The sequence below is a fragment of the Oceanococcus sp. HetDA_MAG_MS8 genome, assembly GCA_019192445.1.
Lineage (GTDB): Bacteria > Pseudomonadota > Gammaproteobacteria > Nevskiales > Oceanococcaceae > MS8.
Genome location: JAHCMK010000009.1, coordinates 1 through 24,779, shown reverse-complemented (window position 1 = coordinate 24,779; position 24,779 = coordinate 1). Strand labels below are relative to the sequence as shown.

Genomic DNA, 24,779 nt, shown 5'->3' with positions numbered 1-24,779 from the left:
TTAGGAGCTGGGTAGCGGGCGATAACGCAGGGTGACAAAGCCGCTGGTGTCGCCTGCTGCGTTGTAGTAGTCGATGATCTGCAGCGCATAAGGCGTCGCCTCCTCCCCGCCGCGAATCAGGTACACCCGATAGTTGGGCCAGAGCTGGCGACGGTTTTGCAGGTTGTACTCATACCAGGGCTGGTCATCGAAGACGCCGCCGGTGCTATCGGCCCGGTACAAGTTGGCCAAGCTGCCGCCGTTGGCATCGATGGTGGCGCTGGTGTAGCTGGAGAGTTCCTGCCAGGTGAAGGGCCCAAAGGCGGCTGCCTGCCCCTCGCCACTGGGTCCGCTATTGGTGCGCAGGGAGAAACTGCGGCCCTCGAAGGCCAAGCGCAGATCCCACTCGGGATTGGTGCAATCCACATCCACCCCGGCATCGAAATCGAAGCAGCGCGCGCCACCCTCGGGCGGAATGCTGCCGCTAAAGGCGGTGCTATTGCTGAATTGCTCCGTCCCTGCGGGCTGCACATCCAGGGCAATACTGAAGTCGCGCACGCCCTGCCCCTGGCGGGTAGGGAAATCCAGAGCCGTGACCCGCATGCGGGCGTAGCTATTCCCGGTATTGGAGCGCAGCAGCCAGCCATTGGCATCGTTCTGGGTAATGGTGCCGCTGGCCGGGTCGAAGCGATACCAGCCGTAGTCCCAAATGGGGCCGCTGTCATCTACGGCTACGTCAAAAGCCGTAACCACGCTATCCAGGGTCAAACGATCGGGCAGGGTGAAGTCTGCCAACAGATGCTCGTATTCGCTGGCGGCGGTGCTGTTGGTAAACACGCTCACATTGGGCGCCCCTTCGGCATCGTAGAAGCTGTCCTGGCTATCCAGCACGGCCCCACCCACCGCGCCAGCGCCGGAGGCCCCACCGTTGAGAATCACGCCGAAGCGGCGCAGGCCCAAGTCCCAGCGCGGCGCCTCCGCAGCGTCCAGGTCATCGGTGCTGACCAGCTCTGCGGCATCGAGGTCCAGATAGGCAAAATCCGTGAAAGAGGTGGCGTCAATGGTGCAGGCAATCACCCCATTGCTATCGGCGGCTGCGCAGGCCTTGGTGGTGTCTGGCGCACTGCTATCCGGTGTAGAGGAGTCGGTATCCGCGCTACTGGAACCCTCAGAGCCGGAGCCACCACCACACGCGGCGAGAAGCAGGGCCAGCGTCGCCGCAGCGAGATGAAGGGAAGAGAAATTCATGCAATTACTCCTGATCGGGAAAGCAAGGAAGATCACGGGGCCTGCCAGAGGTAACGCAGGCCCACATAGGCAAAACGACCGGCAATGGGGCCGAAATCGAAGGGATCATTGAAGTCGCGCTGGGCGTCCAACAGGTTGTTCACCCCAGCCAACAGGCGCAAAGAATCGGACCAGTCGTAGTTCAGGCTGGCATCCAGCACGGTCCAGGCCGGGGAGCGTTCGCCGCTTTGGGCCGCAATTAATTCATCGCTTTGGTAGCGCAGCCGGGTGACCACCTGCAGCTTGGGTGTGGGCTGCCAGTCCGCACCGAGTCGGGCCTGGTGATCGGGCCGTCGGGTCAGTGCTTGGCCGCTGTCCTCATCGCGGGTCTGCATGGCCGTCCAGGCCGCACTGATGCCCAGCCAGTAGCCGGCCTGCCAGTAGGCTGCGACTTCTACACCCTCGGTGCTGGCGCGGCTGATGTTTTCGTAAGTGAATTGCTGGATGCCGTTCACCACCGGCGCATTGGTGCTATCCACCTGGATGAGGTCTTGAAGTTGGTTCTGGAACAAATTCAGGTCCAGCCAGTGGCCGCCATGCCAGTCCATGCGCCAACCCAACTGCCAGCTATTGGATGTTTCGGGCTGCAGATTGGCATTGCCCACCACCACATAGCCCAGCGCGCTGTGGTCGAAGCGGAAGTTGCGCTCCTTGAGGTTGGGCACGCGATAACCCTGGGCCCAGCCCATACGTAGCGTGCCGCGCAGACCGGGGCGCTCCAGCAAATGGCCGCGCAGGTTGAGCTTGGGCGCGGTGAAGCCGCCAAAATCGGAGTCTTGTTGGTGGCGCGCGCCGAGTAGCAATTCCCAGCCGCCGCCGAGCTGCCAGTCGTCCTGCACGAAGATCTCTTGGCTCACCCGGCTGACGCCCTCGGCGCTTCGCAGCTCGCTTACCCCGTCCAGCGCCTGAGCCAGATCTTCGGCGTGATAGGTCAGTCCCCACTGCACCAGATGGTTGCCAAACTCGGGCATGTCCAACAGCAAGGTGGCCTGAGTGAGCCCCAGATCGGCATCGCGGTCATCAAAGCTCTGGTTCTGGGCATTTTTAAGGGTATCGATGCGCAGCTCTTCAGTGAGCGCATCCAGGCGCAAGCGATAACCGCGGGGCAATTGCCACCGCCCGCCACCGCTGATGCGTAACCGCTCCACCTCTTCCGTGCGTTCCTGGGGCACTTCGCGGCCCGGTAGGCTGAAGACATAGCGGCTGGAGACCGACTCACGAAACTGACTCAAATCCACATAAGCGGAGCGTTGAGCATCGGGCAACCATTGGCTACGCAGATTGAGCTGACGTCGGCGAATGGCATCGCCGGGACGGGCCCATGTTTCAGGCTCCGGATCGATGCCCGCCGAATTGCGGCTATCGGCGGCCAAACGCAGCCGCCAATCGCCCATACCGCCCTGCACCCTAAAGCGGCCATGCCGGTTGGCCGGCTCGGCCTGTTCGCCAGACGGGTTTTGGTTGCCATAACTGCCACCGTCGAAACGGGTTTCGGCCATCAACGCAGTATCGATGTCGCGGGTAATCACGTTGATGACCCCGCCCATGGCCGCACTGCCGTATTGAGCCGACATAGCCCCTTTGACGACTTCCACCCGCTCCACGTCAGCCAGGGCAATCTGGCTCAGATCCACGGTCGACCCTGTGGTGGCGGTCAGCGGCAAACCATCGATGAGCACCAGCACCTGCTCACCGCTCAAGCCCTGCAGGGAAGCCTCGAAACCGGCCTTGCCGTGAATCGGCCGCAGTTGCAGTCCCGGCACATCTTCCAGCGCCTCCTTGAGCGTGCGTGCATGGGTGCGCTCCAGCTCCGCACTGCTCACCACCTCGATGCGAACCGGCGCATCGGCGGCCGTACGCTCGGTACGGGTGGCGGTGACCACCACAGGATCGAGTTCGGTAGCCGCCATGGCCAGCCCGGAGTAGGCAGCACCAGCCAGGCTGCTTAAGGCAATCAGCAGAGAGTGGGCATTCCAGCCCCGAGACATTCTCTTCAGCACAAACATTCGCAACGAGTCGCGTCCTGCGACCTACCGCACCTATCAGCAAATGGTGTTGCCAATAGTAACCGTTCTCATTCGCATGTCAATGAGCCAAGCCTACTGTGCCTGGGCGAGACCTTTAACAGCGCATGCGAAGAATGGTTCTTAGCGGTTTAGCGGGCCCTTGGGTGGGTTTGCCGCACCTGGCTGTGGGTGCCCTGCTCGCCCTAGGCCGGGAATCGCGCTCGCGCCACATCCGGCAATGACGGACGGGATATCGGTGCTCGGCTCGTAGGCCGGCGGCATGTTGGGCCGTTGGGGTCGCGTTCCGGAGCGCCGCAGGCGGCTTGCAGCGACTGTGGTCAATTGGCCACGGACGGCCGATTGAGGCTTGCCGCGACACGACGTCGCGTCAAGCCGGCCACATCAAGCACAAGACGCCGGAGGGTACCGCGCAGCGGCGCGAAGGACAGCGGCTCCAATGGCCCAACATGCCGCTACCAACGCAACAGGCGCATCGAAGTACCTGCTTGAAAGTGGGTGGTTTTCGAGACCAGACACGGTATTCGCCCAGGTAGTTCTGACCTCACCGCGATGGAATGCGTATCGCGTCAATCCACACCAAGACCTGAGGAACCACAAAAAAAGAGGGCCGAAGCCCTCTTTTCCTTGTGCTGGATGCAAGGCTCAGCCGTCATGCTGAGCCATGACTCAGCTACGCCGACGAAACTCTTCGGGAATGGTCAGCTCGTAGGTCACGCCGGTGCCATTGCGCAGGCCGGGGAACTGGGCGATCAGATCCAAGTTCTGAAGCGGGATGTTGGGCCCACGCTGGGAGTTGAAGTACAGCCGCGAGCCATCCGGAGTGAAGGCCGGCCCGGTAATTTCGGAACCCGGCGTATTGATCTTGACCAGCACTTTGGCCGGCTTACCCGGCGCCACCACGATCAGGCGCATGCCATCGCCGTCTTCGGCTACCAGCACATCGCCGGAGGGGCTGACCACCACGTTATCCACGTCATCAAAGGCCGGGTCAATGAACTCGTTGTCGAAAACCGACTGAATCAGGTCGTTGTCCAGATCCAGAGCGAAAACCCGGTTGTCGCCCTTGCAGGCAAAAAAGGCCACGGCGCGCGTGGGCGCCTCGCTGCCCGGCGCCACGCGCTGAGCCTGCGCAGGCACATCGTAAATCCACAGCCCTTCCCCGCCCCGGAACACGGTGCCCGGCACCGGCAAACCGGCATCGGCGAGTTCGCCACGCACCTGGCCTTGTGGCCGCTCGGGCTGCACCACGGGCACCCAACGGACGCGACGCAGCTCACGGGCCGCCTCGTCGGTTTCGATATAGCCACCATTCTCGAAGCCTTCGATTTCCAACACTTCGAGTTGGCCTTCGATCATGTTCAGGCGCAATTGGCCATCCGAACCCACAATCACATCATTAGGCGCTGAGCTGAAACGGTAGAAACGGCCACTGCCGCTGTCTTCGGTCACATAGGCCGTGCGCGTGGGTAGATCGACTGCGGCCGCTTCCATGTTGTAACGGCCAAGGCCATCAAGGCGGCGGGCATCGGCCGGGCTGCCAAAGGGATCGCATTCCCAGGCATAACCATCGCCTACTTCTTCACAGCTAATCCAGGTACCCCAGGGCGTGGCACCGCCTGCGCAGTTGCGACGAGTACCGTCCAGAATGCGGTAGCTATCCACCACATTGCCGTCGGCATCAAAGCGCAATGCACCCACACCACCGTCACGGGAAGAGCCGAAGGCGCCACTACCGGGATTAATTTCACTATTACAGGCGTAAACCCAGCCACCGTCGCCGGCAGCGAAGACCGCGCCGCCATCCGGGGCCTGGTGCCACACGTAGCCACTCGCACCCAAGGGATCAAATAGACCAGAGACAGGATTGGTCAAATGCGCAGCCACGCGGCGCAGACTGAAGCCTTCCGGGACCATGGCCTGATCGACGCCGGCATCCACCAGCGGACCAATGTTGTAAAGCGGGCCGGGCTCGATCGGCAGCATGGCCTTATCGCCTTGCAGGGAGCCCGCCAGGGTAGGCGTGTCACCATCACCACCACAGGCGGTGAGCAGGGCGGGCGATGACATGGCACCCGCGGTCAAAAAAATGGACTGTAGAAACTCGCGCCGCTTGAGCGACACATCATGGGATGCGGACATGGGGGGATTTCTCTTGTACCTAAGGTTCTTCCTTAGGATGAGGCCGCGCTGTTACAGGGTCATGACCAAGGTCCCATGAACGGCCTTACCCGTGCGCCTCCGGAGGAGCCGTGCACCCAGTGTGAAACACAGCACCGCCGGGCATGGCACCATTTGACCATTGCAACGCCTTGAGGACCCCCATGCGCAACTCACTTTTCTTGCTACTCAGCACCCTGGCACTCCTGGCCTGTGGAACGCCGGATCAGTCCGCTCAGCCCTCCGGCGCTGCAGCCCCCGCCGACACTCACGCCCAGGCCGACAAGGGCGTTCAAAGCGAAACTCAGAGACTGAATCAGTGGTTTGAAAAAACCTACGAAGAGGAGCTGCTCTACAGCCCCATTGAGCTCACTTTTTTGGGCCGCGACGAGCTCCAAAACCAAATTGATGACTTTTCCATCGAGTCCATGGATGCGGAAATGGCGCGCACGCGGGCGCACCTGAAAGAGCTGCGCCAGAGCTTCGATTACGACAAGCTGACGCCAGAAGGCCAAACCTCTTACGACATCTGGGTGTATCAGGCCGAGCAAGCCCTGGCCGCCAATGCCTTCCGCACGAACCGCTACGTTTTCGAGCAGATGCGCGCCATTCATGGCTTCTTCCCGCAGCTGCTCATCGCCTTCCATAAAGTGGAAGACCATGAAGACATGCGCAACTACATCCAGCGCATCAGCGAAAGCGCTCGGGCCATCAAGCAGTTGGTGGGACTGTCGAAACTGGTGGCTGAAGGGGGCGTGCGCCCACCCTATTTCGCCTACGAAAGCGTGATTGACGAAAGCCGCAAAATCATCTCGGGCCAACCCTTTGATGACAGCGACGAAGACAGCGCCCTCTGGGCCGACGTGCAAAGCAAAGTTGCCACGTTGCTGGAGCAGGAGGCCATCGACGAGAAGCAAGCCGAGGCGCTCAAAACCGCCGCCCGCAAGGCCCTCGTCGAAGATCTGCAGCCCGCCTATGCCAGCCTGATTGCTTGGCAGATTGAAGACCAAGCCAAAGCTGGCGACAGCGCCCAGGGTGTGACTGCTCTGCCCAATGGCGAGGCTTATTACAACGAACGTCTGGCTAACCAGACCACCACCGACCTGACGGCAGACGAGATTCATGAGATCGGTCTGGCCGAAGTCGCGCGGCTGCGGGCGGAGATGGAGGAGATCCAACAAGACTTCGGTTTTGAAGGCAGCCTGCAAGAGTTCTTCAGCTACCTGCGCGAGACCAAGGATGACCGCCGCCTGTACTACCCGGATACCGATGCCGGGCGCCAGGCCTACATTGATGACGCTACCGCCGCCATTGATCTGGTGACCGAAAAGCTGCCGCAGTACTTCGGCATCATGCCCAAGGCCGAGCTGGTGGTGAAGCGGGTAGAACCCTTCCGCGAACAACCCGGCGCGGCTCAGCATTACTACCCCGGCACGCCCGATGGCTCACGCCCTGGCACCTACTACGCCCACCTTTCGGATATGACGGCCATGCCCAAGTCCGAACTGGAGGTGATTGCGTATCACGAGGGCAACCCCGGCCATCACATGCAAATTTCCATTGCCCAGGAGCTCGAGAACCTGCCCACCTTCCGCACCCAGGCCGGATTTACGGCCTACGCCGAAGGTTGGGCCTTGTACTCAGAGTGGCTGGCCACCGAGATTCCCGGAACCTATGAAACCCCTATCTCCAACTTCGGCCGCGTCGGCTCCGAGATGTGGCGCGCCATCCGTTTGGTGCTCGATACCGGCTTGCATGCCAAGGGCTGGAGCGAAGAAAAAGCCGTGCAGTATTTCCTGGCCAACTCCGCAATCACCGAAGCGCAGGCCCGCTCTGAGGTCCGCCGCTATTTGGTGCTGCCAGGCCAGGCCACCAGCTACAAAATCGGCATGTTGAAGATTCAGGAACTGCGCCGCCGTGCTGAAGAAGCACTCGGTGAGAACTTCGATATCCGCGCCTTCCACGACACCGTGCTGGGTGGCGGCGCCATGCCGCTGGCCATTCTGGAGCGCCGCGTTGAGCAGTGGATTGCCAAGGAGCAGGCCACCAAGGCCTGAGGCAGCAGGCCCGGCATATCAAGGCGGTGATGCCAAATATCACCGCCTTTTTTTTTGGACTTCACGCCAGTGTGTGGGCTGAACGGGTGAGCGGTTTGTTAGGGCTCGTCCAGGTCTGACTCGGCTCAATCCAGCGCGACCCACAGCAGCCGGCAATTGCGGGGTAGGACTCCGCAACAGATCCTGAGGTGGTGGGTTGGGGCCGCATTCCGGAGCGCCGTAGGCGGCTTGCAGCGACTGTGGTCAATCGGCCATGGACGGCCGATTGAGGCTTGCCGCGACACGACGTCGCGTCAAGCCGACCACACTAAGTGCAAGACCCCGGAGGGCACCGCGCAGCGGCGCGAGGGCCAGCGACCCCAACGGACCAACACCCCACCTGCCCCCCCACCGACTTGTGGCACAGCCACATTCGAGTTCCCTGTATTTCGCGCAAAAAGCCCACGAGCAAGGAAGAAAGGCTATACGAGAGCCGGCTAGTCCCGTGGCGCGCAAAGCGGCTCCCTTATTGCGCCGCAGCATCATTTATTAGGGCGAAACAACTAAAACTGCTTGACAAGTAATAAAGCCCCTCCATACCGTTACATCAATCGATGTCACAAAGCAGGAGGCTGCGGATGTCTTTACTACTTCCGGGCCCAGTACCCGCCGAGCATGGTTTTCTGCATGCCGTTCGCGACGGTTATTTAGCCGCAACCACGGCCCCGCACCCTTATTCCATCCAAGCGCCTCGCTCGCGCTTAGCGCGGATGCACCGCTGGCACAGCAGCCTGTCTGGAGTACAACGGCGCAGCCGACGCATTCAAGATCACGATATGGCCTGGCTAGAAACCGGTCGTGAGTCGGCGGAGCCTGTGGTGTTGTTGCATGGATTTGGCTCCGCCAAAGAAAATTGGCTGCCACTGGCACCGCTCCTCAGCAGCCGCTACCGACTCTTTATGCTTGACTTACCGGCCTGGGGTGAAAGCAGCTTCAATGCCAGCGCTCGCTATGGGCTAGAAGATCAAGTTGGCCGCGTCGCCGAATGGATTCGCCGAGAAATTGGTCGCCCGGTGCATTTGGTAGGCAACTCCGCGGGCGGCGCTGCTGCCGGCTTGCTTGCCGGCCGCCACCCCGAATTAACGCAAACTCTGGCCTTGCTGAACCCTGCTGGCCTGCATAGCCCCACCCAAACCCGCTTTCAGCGGGAGCTGGCGCAGGGGGTCAACCCCATGCTACCGGCCAACTTGGCCGGCGTGCATCGGCTACTGAAACTGGCCATGCATCACCGGGGCTTGGCCCTGAGTCTGGCCCCTGTGATGGCCGGCGACATCATTGCCAGACGCGATCTCAACGCGCATCTCTTTGCCGAACTCATGCGCCACATGCCCGATGTGGACGCCCCTGGCTTATCGGCTTGCCGAGCCCCCACATTGGTGCTCTGGGGCGACCATGACCGCTTGGTTCATGTCAGCGGCATTCATACGGCGCGGGCGCTACTGCCCACGGCGCAAAGCCGCATCCTGCGCGGCATTGGCCACCTACCCATGGTAGAAGCGCCGCGTCTGAGCGCACGCATGCTGCACCGGTTTTGGCAGGAGCAAGCGCATGCTTTGCCCCGCCGATGGCAGCGCGCCGCCTAAAACAGAATCTGACTACACGCGCTAGCAGATGAACGCATTTTGTGTTTTTCTAGTGCGTACGGAAATGGACTGACCCGGTTAGGAGTGGCTCGATGAACGCTGCTACTCACGGCGCGACATGCCGTCCCGGCCGTCGAAGACTAATTGAGGACGATGAATCGCAATGAAGACTGATTTCGATGTACTAATTATTGGTGCCGGTGTCTCCGGCATCGGCATGGCCTGCCATCTGCGCCGCAACTGCCCGCAGAAGACCTACACCATCCTCGAGCGACGTCAGGACCTGGGCGGCACCTGGGACCTATTCCGCTACCCCGGCATTCGCTCCGACTCCGACATGTACACCTTCGGCTACAACTTCCGCCCCTGGACCGGCGGGCAGGTGCTGGCCGATGGCAGCGAAATCAAGAACTACGTGCGCGACACCGCCCGCGAATACGGGGTGGACAAGAACATTCGCTATGGCTGCAAGGTGACTGGCGCCAATTGGTCCAGCAAGAACAAATGCTGGACCGTGCACATGCTGGACGAAGCCAGCGGCAAAACCAGCCAGCTCACAGCGCGATTTGTGGTGGGCGCAACCGGCTACTACAACTACGACACCGGTTTTAAGCCCGACTTCCCCGGCGAAAAAGACTTTGCTGGCCAGCTTATTCATCCCCAGCACTGGCCAGAAAACCTGGACTACAGCGGCAAGAAAGTGGTGGTGATTGGTAGCGGCGCCACCGCCGTGACCTTGGTGCCCGCCATGGCCGACAAAGCCGAGCATGTGACCATGTTGCAGCGCTCGCCGACCTACATGATGCCGGTACCCAAGTTCGACCCGCTGGCCGGCAAAACCCAACGCTGGCTCCCCAAGATGCTGGCCTATCGCATCACCCGCAGTCGTAACCTGGCCGCCCAACGCTTCATGTATCAGGCCTCCAAACGGCGACCCGCTGTGGTGAAGCGCTTTTTGCGTGGACTGGTGCGCGCCCAGGTCGGCCCCAATATCAGCATGCGTCACTTCAGCCCCCGCTATAACCCCTGGGACGAGCGCCTTTGCGCGGTCTCGGATGGTGATCTGTTCAAAGCGCTGAAGGCCGGTACAGCCTCCATGGTGACCGACCGCATCAAACGCTTCACCAAAACGGGTATTGAGCTGGAGTCCGGACAAACCCTGGAGGCCGACATCATCATTTCCGCCACCGGCCTGGACGTGCAAATGCTGGGCGGCGCCCAACTGCATGTGGACAACAAAGCCGTTTCGGTGCGCGACACCATGGTGTACAAAAACGTGCTGGTTGAGGGCGTGCCCAATGCCGGGATGATATTCGGCTACACCAACCTACCCTGGACCCTCAAAGCCGATATTGCCGCCGAGTACATCTGCCGACTGCTCAACCACATGGACATGTATGGCCATGTAGAGGCGGTGGCGCGTGACCGTGAAGGCGTGCGCCGCGATGAGAGCGTGATGGGCTCTTTGCAATCGGGCTACATTCAACGCGCCGACAAACATCTGCCAAGGCAAGGCGCCAGTGGTCCCTGGCTGGTTGCGCAGGACTACCCCAAAGATGTGGAGACCGCTCGGCACGCACCCATCGAAGATGGCGTGATTGCCTTCGATGGCATTCTGAGCCGCCCCAGCGGTCAAGATGCCCCCACACGCGGCATGGCCGCCATCCGGGCCCTGACCACGCGCGCCGGACTGGCACCGTCCTGAAACGGGCCATCTCCATGATCGTAGCCAAAGCGCAGGCCTCAGGGTCTGCGCTTTTCGTTCAGGCTTAAGCAGCAATGCCTTAGGGGCTAGACCCAGCAACACAGCCGATGCACACTGCGTGCAGCCAACCACAGGGGACAACACCACCATGCCGCATCATCGGCGTATACAAGTGAATGTCGGAGATCGGCAAGTTCCGGTCGAAGTGGTGGCGCCCGACTCCAGCGCCAGCGCGCCGGGAATCCTGTATTTACACGAGATCTTTGGCGTGCTGGACGCCTATCGCGAAGACGCCGAAGACCTCGCCCGGCACGGCTACGTGGTCTACCTGCCCGACCTCTACGCGGGCGTGGGCGCCACCCGTTACTGCATTCGCGCCATGGTGCACTCGGCCGGCCGCAAAAACACCGCCGACAATCCCTTGGCGCAGGAAGTACATGCCTTGCTGGATGCCTTGAAGGTAGATAATCAATGCAATGGCAAGCTGGGCATTATCGGCGCCTGCCTCACCGGCGGCTTTGTGTTGCATATGGCCAAACGCCCCGATATGCAGGCCCCCGTGATTTACCACCACTCGCTTGGCCTGGAAGGCTCGGGCGTACCGCGCAAGGATGATCTGCACGAAGTGCGGCTCATCCAAGGCCACTGGGCCAAAACCGACCCATTCTGCCCCTCTCGCCGCCGCCGTTTGCTGCGTGAGCAGCTAGGTGAACGCTTGGAAGCCTATGAATATGACATGCCTCACGGCTTTCGCAGCTTGAGCCGGGGCCGTCCCGATGCCGCCGTGGTGTGGCAACGCACTCTGGATTTCTTCGCGCGCCAACTGGGCGACGCGGCCACTTCAAACACTGGATAACGCCTTATGAGTCGCCAAACCGTTCGTATTTCGCAAAGCTTTTCCGCCCCGGTCGATACCGTCTTCGCGGCCCTGGCCGACCACAACAAGCTGGGCACCGTACTCGGCGCCCCCGTCAAACGTATTCGTGATGGCCAGGGCGACCCCAACGGCCTGGGCTCGGTGCGCCGCATTGGCCCGGCTCCGGTTGGGGTGCAGGAAACCGTCACCACCTTTGAGCCCAATCAAAAAATTGGCTATCGCATCAGCCGCTTTGGTGGGCCAGTGAAGAACCACGCTGGCGAAGTGCTGTTCACGCCCAAAGACAACGGCTGTGAAGTGCAATGGACCATTGGCTTTGAAGGACGTCCTAGCGTGGCGGGCCCACTGATCGCCAAGGCCTTGGAAGCCGCCATTGGTCGGGGCTTGAGCAAGTTGGCGCGCCAAACCGCCTAATGACTAGCTCCACCACGAACCCGCTAGCCACGCAGCTGCGCCTGCCCTGTGGGCAGGTGCTGCCCAACCGCCTGGCCAAATCTGCCTTAAGCGAACAGCTGGGCAACGCTGACCACCAGCCCGATCTACGCCTGCAGCAGCTCTACCGCAGCTGGGCGCGGGGCGGCTGCGGCCTGCTGGTCAGCGGCAACATCATGGTGGACCGCGAGCACCTGGGTGAGCCCGGAAATGTGGTCTTAGATACCGTAAGTGAACTCGCTGCCTTTCGCCGCTGGACCCAGGCCGGCCGTGAGAATGGCACCCGCTTTTGGGCGCAGCTCAACCACCCCGGCAAACAGTCCCCCATTTTGGTGAACCGCAAACCCGTGGCTCCTTCAGCCGTGGGTATGAAGTCGGCCATGGGCTCGGCCTTTGCTCAGCCCGAAGCCTTAAGCCAAAGTGGCATTTTGCGCATTGTGGACCAATTTGCCCGCAGCGCCGAGCGTGCTCGCGAAGCCGGTTTTGACGGCGTGCAAATTCATGCCGCTCACGGATATTTAGTCAGCCAGTTCTTTTCGCCCCTGCATAATCAACGGCGCGACCAATGGGGCGGTTCGGTGGAAAACCGAGCGCGCTTTGCCCGGCGCATTTATGCCGCCATCCGCCGTGCGGTGGGCGATGACTTCGCCATTGGAATCAAGCTCAACTCGGCCGATTTCCAACGCGGCGGATTTAGCCAGGAAGACTCTCTGCAGGTCTCCAAGCAACTGGCTGCCGATGGCATGGACCTGATTGAGGTCTCGGGCGGCACCTACGAAGCCGCGGCCATGGTGGGTGCCATGCAGAAGGCCTCCACCCGTGAGCGCGAAGCCTACTTCGCAGATTACGCCCAGGCGCTACGCAAGGACTGCCCGGCCCCCATCATGCTCACCGGCGGCTTTCGCACCCAAGCCGGCATGCAAGCCGCGTTGACCGATGGAAGTGCGGATGTCATTGGCTTGGGTAGACCCTTATGCCTTTACCCTAACTGGCCGCATGCCCTGCTCAGCCAAGACAATGCCCCGGCCTGCGAACTGCCCAAGCTCACAACCGGCATTCCTGCACTAGATAAAGCCGGACTGCTGAATGTGACCTGGTATCAGCTGCAGCTGCAAAGGCTGGGCCGAGATCGCCAACCCCACCCCCAACTATCGCCCTGGCGCAGCCTGCTGGAAACCACCCGCTCCTTGGGCTTGGGTGCTTTCATGGTGGCCCGCAGCTAAGTAGCCCCACGCCGCTCCTCCAACACATCCACAACATGGTTTCGAGCTAGGATGGTGGACAAGAAACCAAACGAGTGCCAAAGGCCCCATGACAATGACTTGGAACAATGCCAAACGCGGTTTGCTGCTCGTCGGCCTGGCGGCTGCTAGCCTCAGTGGTTGTGTACTTTCAGAACCGGTGCAAGGCATGGCCAGTTTGACTGATACCCGTTGGAACCTTCGTAGCCTGGATCAGGGCGACACCCCCAGCGATGCTCCGGCGCAGCCGGTACAAGTGGAGTTTGGGGCCCAGGGTGCGCTAGGTGGCCAAGGCGGCTGTAACCGCTTGATGGGACGCTACACCATCGACGAAGCCGGGCTGCAGGTGGGCGACCTGGCCATGACCAAACGCGCCTGCATTCAGGGCATGGACTGGGATAACCGCCTGGGCGAAGTTCTGAGCCAATCCAAAGGCTGGCGCATCCAAGATCAGATGCTGCAATTGCTGGATGCGCAGGGCAACAGCTTGGCAACTTTTGATGCCGAGCCATCCGCCGACTAATACGCTCTGGCCTAGCTAAGAACCTGGGCCACCCGCTGCTGCAACATGGGCAGCTGCTCCTGCACAAACCACGGATGCTGCTTTAACCACCGGTTATTACGCGGGCTGGGGTGGGGCAGTACAAGCTGTACGTCACGGGCTGGGTTTTGCTCGGCGATGATCTCGGCCAGCTGGCGGCCGCTGGTTTCCGGCCAATGCCAATCCAAGGCATAACGCCCCAGCATGATGGTGAGTTCCCGCTTTGGCATGAGTTCCAACAAGGGCTGCCGCCAGGTATGGGCGCAGCGTGGCGGTGGGGGCTTGTCACCGCCCTTCCCTGTTCCGGGAAAGCAAAAGGCCATCGGCAAAATGGCCACCTGCGCCGCATCGTAAAACTGCGCCTCCGACAGCCCTAACCACTCCCGCAAACGCCGGCCGCTGGCATCGGCAAAGGGAACCCCACTGGCATGCACCTTGGAGCCCGGCGCCTGTCCTGCAATCAGCAGTTTGGCGGTAGAGGACACCTGTAGCACCGGACGCGGCCCGAGAGGCAACTCGTCTTCACAGAGGCGGCAGGCCCGCACCTGGGAGAGCATCTCGTTCAAGGCTGGCGCTGTGGCTGCCCGCATCGGTTGTGACTGTCAGTCGTGGTCTGTTGTTCTATGGGCTACAGGGCGCGCTGGTTTGGGCTAGATGGAAAGTCGAAACCCTTCTCGACGCGGTGGATGGTGTACTCACTGCCAGTCACCAAATGACGATAGTGGAAGGTGGCCTCCGTGAGCTCCAACACTTCGTAGGCGTCGTTAAAGTACGGCTGCCTGAGGTCAAATTCGTGGAACTCTTCTCCATCCAGTATTCCGCGCGATATCGTGAAGTAGATATCTCCGGAGAGCCCCCACTGGGCCAGCTCCGTTTGTTCGTCGGAGTTCCCTTGTGCATCGACAAGGCGGAACCGAATCTTCATGGTCCCGTCGAGAAAGCGATCCACGATGTGCATTTTCCTCCCCCCGTCCTTGGTCGGAGCGTCTCCAAACCAAGTGCCCACCATGAGCAACCTTTGCTCATAAGTGGCTTGCTTGTCGACAGGTTTGTAGCCGTCCACCGCGGGTGTATGGGAGCAGCCTCCGATGACCGCCAGAAAAACGAGACAGAACAACTTTTTCACGGCTTCTCCTTTGCCTAAGCTGCTAAAGGTTCGCAGAGTTGATGAGCGGGCCAGCATGAGCGCACCGAAAGGGATGCCGGCTTAATAGTATCCGCCTGATGTCCATTTTTTAGATGACAACGGCCTGCGCTAGGTGCGCAGGACTGGAAATAATGGCGTCCGCTTTGGCAGCCCTCAGCTCTGCCTCACTACCGTAGCCCCAGAGCACACCGAGTGACTGGGTGTTATTCGATTGAGCGGCGCGAATGTCGTGCAGACGATCACCCACCATCACCGCATTTTGCGGCGCCACCTCTTCTTGTTGGAACAGAAACGCAAGTAAATCACGCTTGTCCGCGTAAGTACCATCGAGTTGGCAGCCATAAACACCTGAAAAAAGTCGAGTCAGGTCGAAGTGGTCGAGAATCTGAGCTGCAAACACCTGCGGCTTGGAGGTCGCCAGATACAGCCGCTGCCCACTGGCCACCATTGACTCCAGCGCGGGGACCACACCCGCGTACACGGAATTTTCGTATAAACCAACACTGGAATATCGCTCCCGATACAACCGTATAGCCTCAGGTAGAGCATCTGCAGCTTTTGGGCCTAGCAACTGCGTGAGCGTTTCTTCCAAGGGCGGACCAATGTGGCTGGTGATGTGCTCGTCCGATGGTGCCGCAATGCCCAGAGTATTCAGCGCATAGCGGATACAGCCAACAAAGCCGGGAGCTGGATCAGTCAGCGTGCCATCCAAGTCGAGCAGAACGTAAGCAGCTGGAACTATGCCCATCTCAGGCCTGCATTCACCAACCTTCCCAGCGGCATCTGTTTGTGCACAAACATAAGCGGCAGTCCCGCCAGCTTCAACGTCCGCCAGCTGTTGAGCCTCAAAATGCCTGTGCACGGCATGCACATAGCACTGCTAGCTGTTGGCATTGTTCAGCCAATCGTCCTCTGCGCCCGGCTCGGGCAGAATTTTCCCACCTTCCATGACCCAGCTCGCTTTGACCCCTACCAATTCGATGCCCACTTTATCCTCGTGCAAGTTCGCCGCGGAGGCGATGTTTTGGTGCAATGCTTGGCGAAGCTTCTCAATGAGTTCCGCGTTTCGATTGCCTCCGGAACGTACACCACCAACCACAGCCATGCTCCACCGGTTTTTGAGCCCATAGCCATCCATAAAAATGACGTTTACAAACTCTGGCGGGGCATCTGTAATTTGGCAGTGCGTACGGGTGATTGCGTCCGCTACTGTCTCCCGGACTTGTTGTGGCAGCGAATCGCGGCACGCGAGTGTGTAAAGAGGCATATCAACGACTCAGGTTGGGCTTGAAAACAAGCAAGCCACGCGTGGTTTTGGAACGCATAAGACTAGCCACCATGTGCAAGGCGAAACGTATGCGACCCAGTGGCGACATTCGGCGCTGATTGGCTGCCATGTATACGGCGAACTGCGCTTCATCGAAAACGGAGATCATCAACCGTTCCATAGCGATACCCGTAATCTTCGACCAATCTGAAGCACAAGCCGACAACATTTTCTCGCGTGCCACTTGATCCAACCCATCTTGGGCCTCGATAACGACGAGCGATACGCAGGGCTGTTCGAAATTTGTAAACCCCTGATCCGAAGGTAGCTCACACCAAATGATGGCGAGCTTGTCCGCTGCCGAGAGGTAACTGGAGTAGTGCAGCCGTAGGGCGGACTCCAAGGCTCTCTTGTGATTATCGCCAACCTGCTCAGCCTGCACGGTACAAAGAATTTTCCTCACTCAACCCATCTCCATGCGTTTTTGCGCAGAACCGTCACATTAACTTCAAGCCATGACCTTTGATGTGATGGTACGGGGCGCGAAGGACTGCGAAAGCCGCGCAGCGAAGCGGCGACGGTTTGAATGAATGATGAGACCGCCGCTCTGCCTTGGGCTTCACTCGTGTGCCACTTGCAGATTTGCGAGAGGAACCCACCCTGACTCCAAGCCATCGATACGCGTACACCAGACCCAGCCGTTGAGAGCTCTTGTACCGTGAACGAAATCACCTTCCTTCACATTGAGCTCTTTCGCCGTATAGGCTTCACGCGCACGAGCACGATTGTTACTGCTGATCTCGATAATCTGCGCCGGCACCCAACCAGCTTTTTGTCCTGGCGTTTCACAAAGCCACCAGTTGTCCCAATCCTCCGGACCTTCGTATTTCTTGCCTACAGCAAGTGCAGCACCTTTAGCGAAGGTGATGGGGTCAGGATACTCACTAGCGTGATCTTTTAAGACCAAATATCGCGTGGCTTCCATTCTACGTCCTGCGGCCTATGCGGAGACTTCTTGCAAGTATCCGCCGAAGGGACCATTTGGGAGCAAATGGGGTACGTCCCTACTTCTTCCACAGTCATAGTCTCAGCGCTTTCTTTAAAAAGCCTCAAACTAAGCCAGCTTGCCCAGCCAATCTGCGTTTCAGCCATGCCCATGCGGACCAGCGCCGCCCGGTCTTGAAGGCAATGATCAAGCTCAAGGCGTTGTAGGCCACAAAGCACCCAACAACCACATTCAACCAGTGCCGCTCTACCAGGCCCACCACCATCAAAAAGCTCCCCAGAACAACGATCATGATTTGGGTAGTGATGGCGCACCTCCAGACGGCTTGAATCAACCTTTACCATACGCCGGCCCAGTCAATAAGCAAAGATCTGCTGCCGACCAAGCACCCACCCAGCGGCCTTGTGTAACTTAGCGAAGAAACTGGCCCGTGTTCAAAAATTGATGCGCCGATCGCAACACGGCGGCACTTTTCGTCATCAAGGGGTGGCTGACCGGTAAGAGCAGAAAGTCGCTCATACCCTCAATGCGTGAGCAAATGGGGTACGTCCCCAGTTTCTCTTTAATCCCTTCGGCTTGCATCGCCTGACTACCTCTAAACATTCCACCTATCGCTCAAATACAAGCCGCAGCGGATAGGTCATCGCACAAGGCTGGCCCGCGCAAAGACCAGGCTTGAAGGGAGTCGATACAAGGATGCGGGAGACGGCCTGAGCCATATCCTGGCTGGGTGTTTTGTAGAAGGACACCGACTGCACTACCCCTGCGGCGTCGACATTTGCCACAGCCACCAGCTCCCCAGCGACAGGAATCACCCGCATAGCCTTCTCGAGTTCTGTGGTGATCGCCCCCATGCCCTCTTTGGGAAAGGGCGGCTCTGCATCAGCCGGCAGGTCGGAGTACAACGCCCGAACCAAGGCCTGTTGCTCGGCCGAAAGCTGGGCATAGGACTTGTCCATGGGGATATCCGACAAGAACCTGGCTCGACGGATGTGACTACCCGTCTGCGGAGCATCCGCCTTTTGGACGAAAGCGCCAGGCGGTGGAGCCGCACAGGCAACCAGCACCAGAACGCACATACTGCAGATCACTTTGTTCATCGCTTTAGCCTAGCTCAGACCTGATCTCAGCGAGCAAATAGGGTACGTCCCCATGTTCTTCCAAAGAAGCAGGCAGTGTGTATACTTTGATTCCTTCATACACATTTTCCACGCCATGCGGACGAACATTGAAATTGACGATAACTTAATGTCGGACGCCCTGGCCATGACTGGCGTTCGCACCAAGAAAGAGGCCGTCGAACTTGGGCTCAAAACACTGATCAGACTGAAGAAACAAGAGCGCATCAAGCAGTTCAAAGGCAAACTCCGTTGGGAAGGCGACCTTGAAGAGATGAGATCTGATTCGTGATCTTGGTCGATTCCAGCGTTTGGATCGATTTCTTCAACGGCGCAGATACCGCTGAAACGCAGTTTCTCTCCGAAAGCCTGGGCTTAAGGCCCGTTGCCATGGGTGATCTGATGCTGGCAGAAGTGCTCCAAGGCTTTCGTAAAGACAAGGACTTCAGCACAGCCCTGGAACTCTTCGAGACGGTGACCACCCTTGACCTGGCTGGCAGAGCCGTGGCGATACAAAGCGCGAAGAATTTTCGCAAGCTACGCGCCAAGGGATTCACGGTGCGTAAAACGATCGACTGCGTCATTGCCACGTACTGCATTGAGCACCAATTGCCACTACTGCAGGCCGACCGGGACTTTGAACCCTTCCACGAGCACCTGGGGCTGCAACGGGCATTCCAAAGCACCTAACAGCCGAACTCTGCGGCACTTGTAGCAAATAGGGTACGTCCTCCTTTTTCTAAACGGCTGCATACCTAAGCGGCCGACAACTTTTCAACACGCAGCTCGGAGCGATGTTGCTCCGCCTGCCAAAGGTCCTATTGCGTCTGCTGATTGAGCCAGCTTTATGCCGATGTGTCGAAGGCAATAGAAAGCCGGATGGCCATTTCCGGGCTAATGCCAGCACGGCTATTGATGAGTGTGGAATGTGTCTTGCGACTGACCCCTAAAGCCTTGGCAGCATCGGTAACCGTGACCCCTAGAGGCTCGAGGCACAGTTCTTTAAGCACTTCGCCGGGATGGGGAGGATTGTGCATCAACATGATTCAACCTCAGTGATGGTCCTCGTAGTTCACGACCTCAGCATGCTCGCCTACGAATCGAAAAGTGACCCGCCAGTTACCGCTGACCTTTACCGACCAAATGCCTTCACGGTTACCGACGAGCGGGTGAAGAGGCAAACCTGGGAGGTTCATGTCTTCGGGGCTCGTGGAAGCATTAAGCCGACCTAAGATGAGACGAAGCCTCGGAGCATGCGTGGCTTGGATACCAGACTTACTTCCTTTGTGGAAAAACTTCTCCAAGCCTCTGTGTACAAGGAGTCAAATGCGAGGCGACCGGGTCACAGCTTAGATCTCGAAGTCCAAGTTTGTTGGGGAAGCTACAAGCTCTTGAGCTCCTCTTAGCCTTGGGCTTGCCGTGACAGGAACATCGTCTCCCACCACACTGAGGTTCACATCGTCTATCCAGACCTTGCCAGCACCGTCCAGCAACACGCCAAAGGCTATCGCTGAGGCATTTGCCGGAACATCAAGAACAACCTTGAACTTGTTCCATCCTATTGTCCCGGTGATCGGTCGATCGTTCATGTTGTCTAGAACGACTATATGGCTGGGCCCATCTACCCGCATCCATAGCCCAGCATGCTCTAGGACCTCACTGGTTTTTATGAATGCCGAAAGCTGCAGCCGCTTTCCCCGGTAAGGGTCGGCCAATATGGACTGCATCAGAGTCCCAAAGCCTTCTGTTTTATTGGGTGCCTCAAGTCTGGCACTCTGCATGCCCGCTTTTTTGAGCTCGCCGTCTAATTGGACGGTATAGCTTGCTGGGTTACTGCCGGCCAACGACCAGCCCTTTGGCAGAGGCGTTTCCGCATGTGCATTTCCAAGCCCCAAAGCGATACCAAACGCACATACTCCAAGAAATCTACGCATGACTTGTCTCCTTAATTGAATGAGCCATCACAACAACTAGTGAGCGACAGACTCATGGTTGTTGAGCTGTGCGAGTTCCGAAAAACGCAGCGAACACGCCTAGCCCTATTAGCGAAATACCAGCCGCACGCGATACTAGCTTGCCACTATTCCTGCGCCTGCTAAGCCACGAAAATACTCGCGACGCAAAAAGAACGTAGACCCCATCCGTCAGCAATGCGATACCCACAAATAGCGCCCCGAGCGCGACGAGTGCGCCAAATGGTGGGTTTGGCACTGCGAACTGAGGAAGAAAAGCGGCGAAAAAAAGCGCGGTTTTAGGATTGAGCAACGCGACGCAAAAACCGTCCAGGAACACTCTTTGTGCCTTAACTTTGGGCGCGCTTGGGCCGCTGTCTACGCGTCGATCTGCAAGAAGCGCCTTTGCGCCCAGATAGATCAAATAGCCAGCCCCAGCGTACTTTAATGCCAAGAAAGCCGTAGAGGACACGAGTAGTACAGCAGCTAACCCAGCCGCCGCAGCAACAGTGTTGGCAAAGTTGCCTGCAGCCACTCCAAGTACTGAAGCGAAGCCCGCGACACGACCCTGAGCAAGAGTTCGCGTGACGATATAAACAACACCGGGGCCAGGAGTGACCGCCAGCACCAAGGCTGAAACTACAAAAACAATGGCTGATTCTTGGGAAGAAAATATTGAAACCATCTGCGCTCCTCTGCGCCCAATACCTAAGCTCCGCTAGTTTTGAGGTGACGAAGGTTGTTGCGGCAGCAAAAATGGGGGCGAATCAAACCATAGCTGTAGCGCCTAGTTGGGCGCCAGATCTCGTTGGGCTTCGCCGTCAAACCTTGGAGGGCACGACCGAGCCTCAAAGCCCACAACACCTTCCGTTCGACTGCCTGCCTGTGGCACGCCTCTAAGCATCCCGTTTTTTTCGAGCCCTGCGAATGTACTGACAGCATAATCCGAATCACGTTCGTATTGATCATTGAACGACACAAAAGCCCCAATAGGAATCGGCAGCCCAAATATGTTTTTCCCAGTCATTCCGCAAACACTAATCTCGCCGACATAGGTTAACTGCCCTGGCGTCACCGAAAAAGGAACAGAAAACTCCCTCCTAGGACTCCACGACTTATAACCGCCTCCTACAAGAGTCCCAAAACCGTAGGTGAAAAACTCCCACTCTCCTGCTTCGAGCTCAAAGTAGAATGGAACGCCGTCGACGACTGGGTCGGAATATACGTTAGGCCAAGCGCCGTCAAAGTCCGAAGGCTTTACAGAAACTATCCGAACTTCGTCTTTTTCATCCTTTTTCCTTAGACGAATCGCGTTTGCAGAATAGCTTCTACCCCCTCTGATTGAGACCATGCTTCCGTAAATTGCCCCATTACCTGGCGCAAGCTCCCGAACATCGACAGAGTCGGGGATCTCTTTGTAATTCGCAGCGCAACCCGTTAGAACAAGCAATACAACTAGGACGACTGGCACAAGAGGATTCCTCCAGGGTTCGCATGACTATAATAAAAATCGGCCCAGTGCATACAATCGAAGTGAGGTTGATTCATTTCAACCTCCGCCTAGGGCTTATGCCTCGGTTGCTTGGCGCTCAGGCACCGAGATAACCAAGACCAAAGCAAGCAAGCCCTGCCCAGGTGAACGCGGTACATGCGGTTGACATCGAAGACTCGTCGATAAAGAACTTGCTGATCGGCCAAAACAAGAGTTGGGGCGCACAGGCAAATGAAAAAACGATAAACGCCATTCCTAGTTGATGAAGCCCTGACTTCCAGTCACCAGTCGCGAATAGTGCGTATAGACCGACCGCAAGAACGACGAGCCCTACCAGGATTAAAACCAAAGAGGCCAACTGGAACTTACTCATAATCCATCTCCTCTAGCCTAAGGCTAGACTTCACGCGCGCTTGCGAACCGCCGAGGAGGCACAGCCAAACGCAGCCTGCTGGCAAGTGGCTGACTACAGTGCATTGTTGGGCGACCGCAGAGCTGGCGAGTATCACTAGCGGTTGCCACAGAACTCGTACACCCGAAAGTTAACTCTCTGCGTGTTTCCGGTCACCGAGACGACTGCCTCGATGGAGTCAAATGGTGCTTGTGGGGTGAAGCTGTAGAAACGATCTGCTCCTGCGCCTTCGACGTTCCCAGCAACTGCAACATTGTCCAATCCACCAGAGCTGGCGACGACGGCTCCATCGCGAGTCGCGGATAACTGGACTCCAATGGTGTTGTAGCTGCCTTCGGGAAAACGCATCAGTACCCCAGCGCTACTTCCGGTCTCGAAGGACCCCGAGGGCGCTTCAACTGTGATCCGGATTTGCCCCCCAGTGTTGAGGCCGAAGTCTGTGAAGGTCGCAGAGTTACCGTCAATGGCCGGAGAAAAATCGTCATTATCGTCTAGAGGGTCCACACCCGAACACGAGGTGCAGCCCCACGAAGACTGGCCGCCAACGAAGCCCGATTCGCAGTACCCAGCGCCGGCGGTGTCGCTTCCTCCACCACCGCAGGCAGGAAGAACTCCAATCAAGCAGAGTGCAGCGCAGCGGGCAAGCGACATGATTACTCTCCAGTAGCAGGCATCTCAACCATGTAACGCATTCCCAGCGGGGATGCGGACATGGCTTTCGCCCCACACCCTAGCTCCGCGCCACTTGGGAGGGGGCGCGGATTAGCTTAACCAAACGCAGCCTGCTTCAAATTGTCCGGCGTATTGTTAAGCCTGGCTCGCATAGCGGATGATCGCCTTTTGTACTGGAAGTAGCCACTGCTTCTGGCTGTAACCCAAGAACCGCTGGTATCGCAGAGGATCGAAGTTGAGCTCTCGACCAATGGAATATGGCGGAGTGGGTAGGAGTGCGGGAAAACCCATGGCAGCAAGATGATCCTCCGTCAGTGAAGTCGGCACTCCGGAATCATTCGGCCAGGAGTCAGTGATGACTACGTCCACAGGACCTGTAGGTTGCGTGTCAAAGCGGATGACCGAATCCACCTCGTGGTAGCGCTCATCACACACCTGAATGACCTGAGCCCCCATCACCGTTGCCAACTCGTGCCAGGAGCGAAACACATTAGTGGTTGGTCCCCACAAACAAATAGTGGCACTGCTGATCGGCTTCACTGATTTGTGGATGAAGTAGGCATCCGTGAGCACTTCACATGGGTGCCCCACGCCAGACATGGCGTTAATAACGTGGCGTGAACTCGCCTGAGCAAAGGCTAAGAGCCGACTGTGGTCTGACTCACGAATAACATAGTGGGAGTAGAAGGGGTCGAGATAACCGGCCAGATCCTCAACGCGTTCCTCAGTCTTGAGAAAATTCGGCAACTCTGTGAACTGAAGACCGAGATCGCGAAACGCCTGAATAAAGGTCGTCCGTGTGCGGATACCGTTTCCCTCGAATGACCAGCCTACTGTTCCCGCAAGTGGCTGGTCAGGCGCAGACGACAGCGACCATATGGTCTCAATGTCTGCAGCGACAAGATCAGAGATGGAGATAATGTTGGTCATCCCGAGGGCTTTCCCCCTAGCTCAGTGGCACTTGCGAGCGGGCAATGATTCGCGTGGTCAAAGGCAGCCTGCTCGCAAGTGACCGGCTGGAGCGCCTCGTTAGGCGACCGCGGTATACCGTTGATAAATAGGTTGTTTCGCGTCAAAAGCCCAAAAACAGCATATCCAACGCCGCCGATATTTCGTGCTGCTGTTCGGCAAGATTACCGACACCAACGCGCAGTTCACTTTCCGGCACGGCAGCCAAGAACTGTGTTGCCATCATTAGTACCTGGCCCTTGACCTCAAACAATGGGTTCAGCCGCTGGGCTGGAGAAGGAGCGGCAGATTTTGGCAGCAACGGCACAACGACTCTGGTGTTTAAGCCGCTGAGTAGCTCAGACTGAACATCTAGCAGATAGCCCGCACCACCTTCATTTTGGAAGATATCGAAACGCGCCATCAGAACTGACGGTGCTGAGCCAACGGCAGGCCGTGTGCTTCAACGTAAGCGTTTGAACTGGCCAATGCCGTAGCATTCTCTTTCAGCCACTTCTGCCTCTTGTGTAGTCTCACAGCCTCGGCGATACCCGCCTCGGCAGATCGAGACACGTTGATTCCCAGGGATTTTGCTTCTCGCAGCAAGGCGCTATCGAGGGACAGATTCGTAGGCTTACGAACAGATTTAGTAGCTTCGGCAGCCTGCATGGCAAGACCTCTCACGGTGAGACTGACTTAACTATATGCGCATATTATCTGCGCATCAATGCTGCAGGATGTTTGGGTATGTAACCGCGCTTGGCCTCCCCCTTCGCTCAGTCGCCTAACGCCCTAGCTCAGCGGCACTTGCGAGCGGGCGAGGATTGGCGCAGCCAAACG

29 protein-coding genes and 1 pseudogene are annotated in these 24,779 nt (G+C 58.4%); 9 read left to right on the top strand and 21 right to left on the bottom strand.

Annotation, left to right across the window (positions count from 1 at the left end; translation table 11 throughout):
• The 3 genes from KI787_13655 to KI787_13645 all read right to left on the bottom strand — a co-directional run bounded on the left by KI787_13655 (position 1) and on the right by KI787_13645 (position 5,432).
• Complete coding sequence (locus KI787_13655) at positions 1-1,227, bottom strand: HmuY family protein (protein MBV6630995.1); 1,227 nt, start codon at positions 1,225-1,227, stop codon at positions 1-3.
• 32 nt (positions 1,228-1,259) lie between these two features.
• Complete coding sequence (locus KI787_13650) at positions 1,260-3,254, bottom strand: TonB-dependent receptor (GenBank protein MBV6630994.1); 1,995 nt, start codon at positions 3,252-3,254, stop codon at positions 1,260-1,262.
• 705 nt (positions 3,255-3,959) lie between these two features.
• Positions 3,960-5,432 (bottom strand): DUF839 domain-containing protein, encoded by a 1,473-nt coding sequence (locus KI787_13645; protein ID MBV6630993.1) that lies wholly within the window; start codon positions 5,430-5,432, stop codon positions 3,960-3,962.
• Positions 5,433-5,614: 182 nt separating this feature from the next.
• On the opposite strand from KI787_13645, the gene KI787_13640 reads away from it, so the two are divergent.
• The 7 genes from KI787_13640 (at position 5,615) to KI787_13610 (ending at position 13,907) form a co-directional block, all read left to right on the top strand.
• Entirely contained in the window at positions 5,615-7,507 is a 1,893-nt protein-coding gene (locus tag KI787_13640; protein MBV6630992.1) for a DUF885 domain-containing protein, read from the top strand.
• A gap of 617 nt (positions 7,508-8,124) precedes the next feature.
• On the top strand, positions 8,125-9,129 hold the full coding sequence (locus tag KI787_13635; protein MBV6630991.1) for an alpha/beta fold hydrolase: 1,005 nt from the start codon (positions 8,125-8,127) through the stop codon (positions 9,127-9,129).
• 163 nt (positions 9,130-9,292) lie between these two features.
• Complete coding sequence (locus KI787_13630; protein ID MBV6630990.1) at positions 9,293-10,834, top strand: NAD(P)/FAD-dependent oxidoreductase; 1,542 nt, start codon at positions 9,293-9,295, stop codon at positions 10,832-10,834.
• Between the two features lie 118 nt (positions 10,835-10,952).
• On the top strand, positions 10,953-11,690 hold the full coding sequence (locus tag KI787_13625) for a dienelactone hydrolase family protein (protein ID MBV6630989.1): 738 nt from the start codon (positions 10,953-10,955) through the stop codon (positions 11,688-11,690).
• 6 nt (positions 11,691-11,696) lie between these two features.
• Positions 11,697-12,125: an SRPBCC family protein gene (locus KI787_13620; protein ID MBV6630988.1), complete on the top strand. Its 429-nt coding sequence runs from the start codon at positions 11,697-11,699 to the stop codon at positions 12,123-12,125.
• On the top strand, positions 12,125-13,366 hold the full coding sequence (locus KI787_13615; GenBank protein ID MBV6630987.1) for an NADH:flavin oxidoreductase/NADH oxidase family protein: 1,242 nt from the start codon (positions 12,125-12,127) through the stop codon (positions 13,364-13,366). Before KI787_13620 ends, KI787_13615 begins: the two co-directional genes overlap by 1 nt.
• Positions 13,367-13,454: 88 nt before the next feature.
• Complete coding sequence (locus KI787_13610) at positions 13,455-13,907, top strand: META domain-containing protein (protein MBV6630986.1); 453 nt, start codon at positions 13,455-13,457, stop codon at positions 13,905-13,907.
• Between the two features lie 11 nt (positions 13,908-13,918).
• On the opposite strand, the gene KI787_13605 is transcribed toward KI787_13610, so the two are convergent.
• The 8 genes from KI787_13605 to KI787_13570 all read right to left on the bottom strand — a co-directional run bounded on the left by KI787_13605 (position 13,919) and on the right by KI787_13570 (position 18,445).
• Positions 13,919-14,482: a uracil-DNA glycosylase family protein gene (locus tag KI787_13605; protein ID MBV6630985.1), complete on the bottom strand. Its 564-nt coding sequence runs from the start codon at positions 14,480-14,482 to the stop codon at positions 13,919-13,921.
• 71 nt (positions 14,483-14,553) lie between these two features.
• Positions 14,554-15,051, bottom strand: a complete 498-nt coding sequence (locus KI787_13600; protein MBV6630984.1) for a hypothetical protein — start codon at positions 15,049-15,051, stop codon at positions 14,554-14,556.
• Between the two features lie 109 nt (positions 15,052-15,160).
• Positions 15,161-15,820, bottom strand: a complete 660-nt coding sequence (locus KI787_13595; GenBank protein MBV6630983.1) for an HAD hydrolase-like protein — start codon at positions 15,818-15,820, stop codon at positions 15,161-15,163.
• Between the two features lie 132 nt (positions 15,821-15,952).
• On the bottom strand, positions 15,953-16,339 hold the full coding sequence (locus KI787_13590; GenBank protein MBV6630982.1) for a hypothetical protein: 387 nt from the start codon (positions 16,337-16,339) through the stop codon (positions 15,953-15,955).
• A 1-nt stretch (position 16,340) separates the two neighbouring features.
• Positions 16,341-16,802 (bottom strand): hypothetical protein, encoded by a 462-nt coding sequence (locus KI787_13585; GenBank protein MBV6630981.1) that lies wholly within the window; start codon positions 16,800-16,802, stop codon positions 16,341-16,343.
• A gap of 156 nt (positions 16,803-16,958) precedes the next feature.
• Positions 16,959-17,324 (bottom strand): hypothetical protein, encoded by a 366-nt coding sequence (locus tag KI787_13580; GenBank protein ID MBV6630980.1) that lies wholly within the window; start codon positions 17,322-17,324, stop codon positions 16,959-16,961.
• A gap of 124 nt (positions 17,325-17,448) precedes the next feature.
• Positions 17,449-17,637 carry a hypothetical protein gene (locus KI787_13575; GenBank protein MBV6630979.1) on the bottom strand — a complete coding sequence of 63 codons (189 nt, stop codon included), beginning with the start codon at positions 17,635-17,637 and terminating at the stop codon, positions 17,449-17,451.
• A gap of 316 nt (positions 17,638-17,953) precedes the next feature.
• Complete coding sequence (locus KI787_13570) at positions 17,954-18,445, bottom strand: hypothetical protein (GenBank protein MBV6630978.1); 492 nt, start codon at positions 18,443-18,445, stop codon at positions 17,954-17,956.
• Positions 18,446-18,560: 115 nt separating this feature from the next.
• Between KI787_13570 and KI787_13565 the strand changes: the two genes are divergently transcribed.
• Both KI787_13565 and KI787_13560 read left to right on the top strand, forming a co-directional pair.
• The gene (locus KI787_13565; GenBank protein MBV6630977.1) at positions 18,561-18,755 is read left to right on the top strand and encodes a type II toxin-antitoxin system VapB family antitoxin; all 195 of its coding nucleotides are present in this window, start codon (positions 18,561-18,563) and stop codon (positions 18,753-18,755) included.
• On the top strand, positions 18,752-19,153 hold the full coding sequence (locus KI787_13560; GenBank protein ID MBV6630976.1) for a PIN domain nuclease: 402 nt from the start codon (positions 18,752-18,754) through the stop codon (positions 19,151-19,153). Before KI787_13565 ends, KI787_13560 begins: the two co-directional genes overlap by 4 nt.
• Positions 19,154-19,281: 128 nt before the next feature.
• On the opposite strand, the pseudogene KI787_13555 reads toward KI787_13560, so the two are convergent.
• The 10 genes and pseudogenes from KI787_13555 to KI787_13510 all read right to left on the bottom strand — a co-directional run bounded on the left by KI787_13555 (position 19,282) and on the right by KI787_13510 (position 24,608).
• Positions 19,282-19,506, bottom strand: a pseudogene (locus tag KI787_13555) (HigA family addiction module antidote protein).
• A gap of 9 nt (positions 19,507-19,515) precedes the next feature.
• Positions 19,516-19,767 carry a type II toxin-antitoxin system RelE/ParE family toxin gene (locus tag KI787_13550; protein MBV6630975.1) on the bottom strand — a complete coding sequence of 84 codons (252 nt, stop codon included), beginning with the start codon at positions 19,765-19,767 and terminating at the stop codon, positions 19,516-19,518.
• A 45-nt stretch (positions 19,768-19,812) separates the two neighbouring features.
• Entirely contained in the window at positions 19,813-20,397 is a 585-nt protein-coding gene (locus tag KI787_13545; GenBank protein MBV6630974.1) for a hypothetical protein, read from the bottom strand.
• A 52-nt stretch (positions 20,398-20,449) separates the two neighbouring features.
• The gene (locus tag KI787_13540) at positions 20,450-21,100 is read right to left on the bottom strand and encodes a LysE family translocator (protein MBV6630973.1); all 651 of its coding nucleotides are present in this window, start codon (positions 21,098-21,100) and stop codon (positions 20,450-20,452) included.
• Between the two features lie 102 nt (positions 21,101-21,202).
• On the bottom strand, positions 21,203-21,886 hold the full coding sequence (locus tag KI787_13535) for a hypothetical protein (protein MBV6630972.1): 684 nt from the start codon (positions 21,884-21,886) through the stop codon (positions 21,203-21,205).
• Between the two features lie 118 nt (positions 21,887-22,004).
• A complete protein-coding gene (locus KI787_13530; protein ID MBV6630971.1) occupies positions 22,005-22,280 on the bottom strand; it encodes a hypothetical protein in 276 nt (91 codons plus the stop codon).
• Between the two features lie 135 nt (positions 22,281-22,415).
• Complete coding sequence (locus KI787_13525) at positions 22,416-22,970, bottom strand: hypothetical protein (GenBank protein MBV6630970.1); 555 nt, start codon at positions 22,968-22,970, stop codon at positions 22,416-22,418.
• Between the two features lie 156 nt (positions 22,971-23,126).
• A complete protein-coding gene (locus KI787_13520) occupies positions 23,127-23,921 on the bottom strand; it encodes a hypothetical protein (protein MBV6630969.1) in 795 nt (264 codons plus the stop codon).
• A 142-nt stretch (positions 23,922-24,063) separates the two neighbouring features.
• On the bottom strand, positions 24,064-24,363 hold the full coding sequence (locus tag KI787_13515; protein MBV6630968.1) for a CcdB family protein: 300 nt from the start codon (positions 24,361-24,363) through the stop codon (positions 24,064-24,066).
• Positions 24,363-24,608 (bottom strand): type II toxin-antitoxin system CcdA family antitoxin, encoded by a 246-nt coding sequence (locus KI787_13510; GenBank protein ID MBV6630967.1) that lies wholly within the window; start codon positions 24,606-24,608, stop codon positions 24,363-24,365. The genes KI787_13515 and KI787_13510 overlap by 1 nt, the downstream gene beginning before the upstream one ends.
• Positions 24,609-24,779 lie beyond the last annotated feature (171 nt).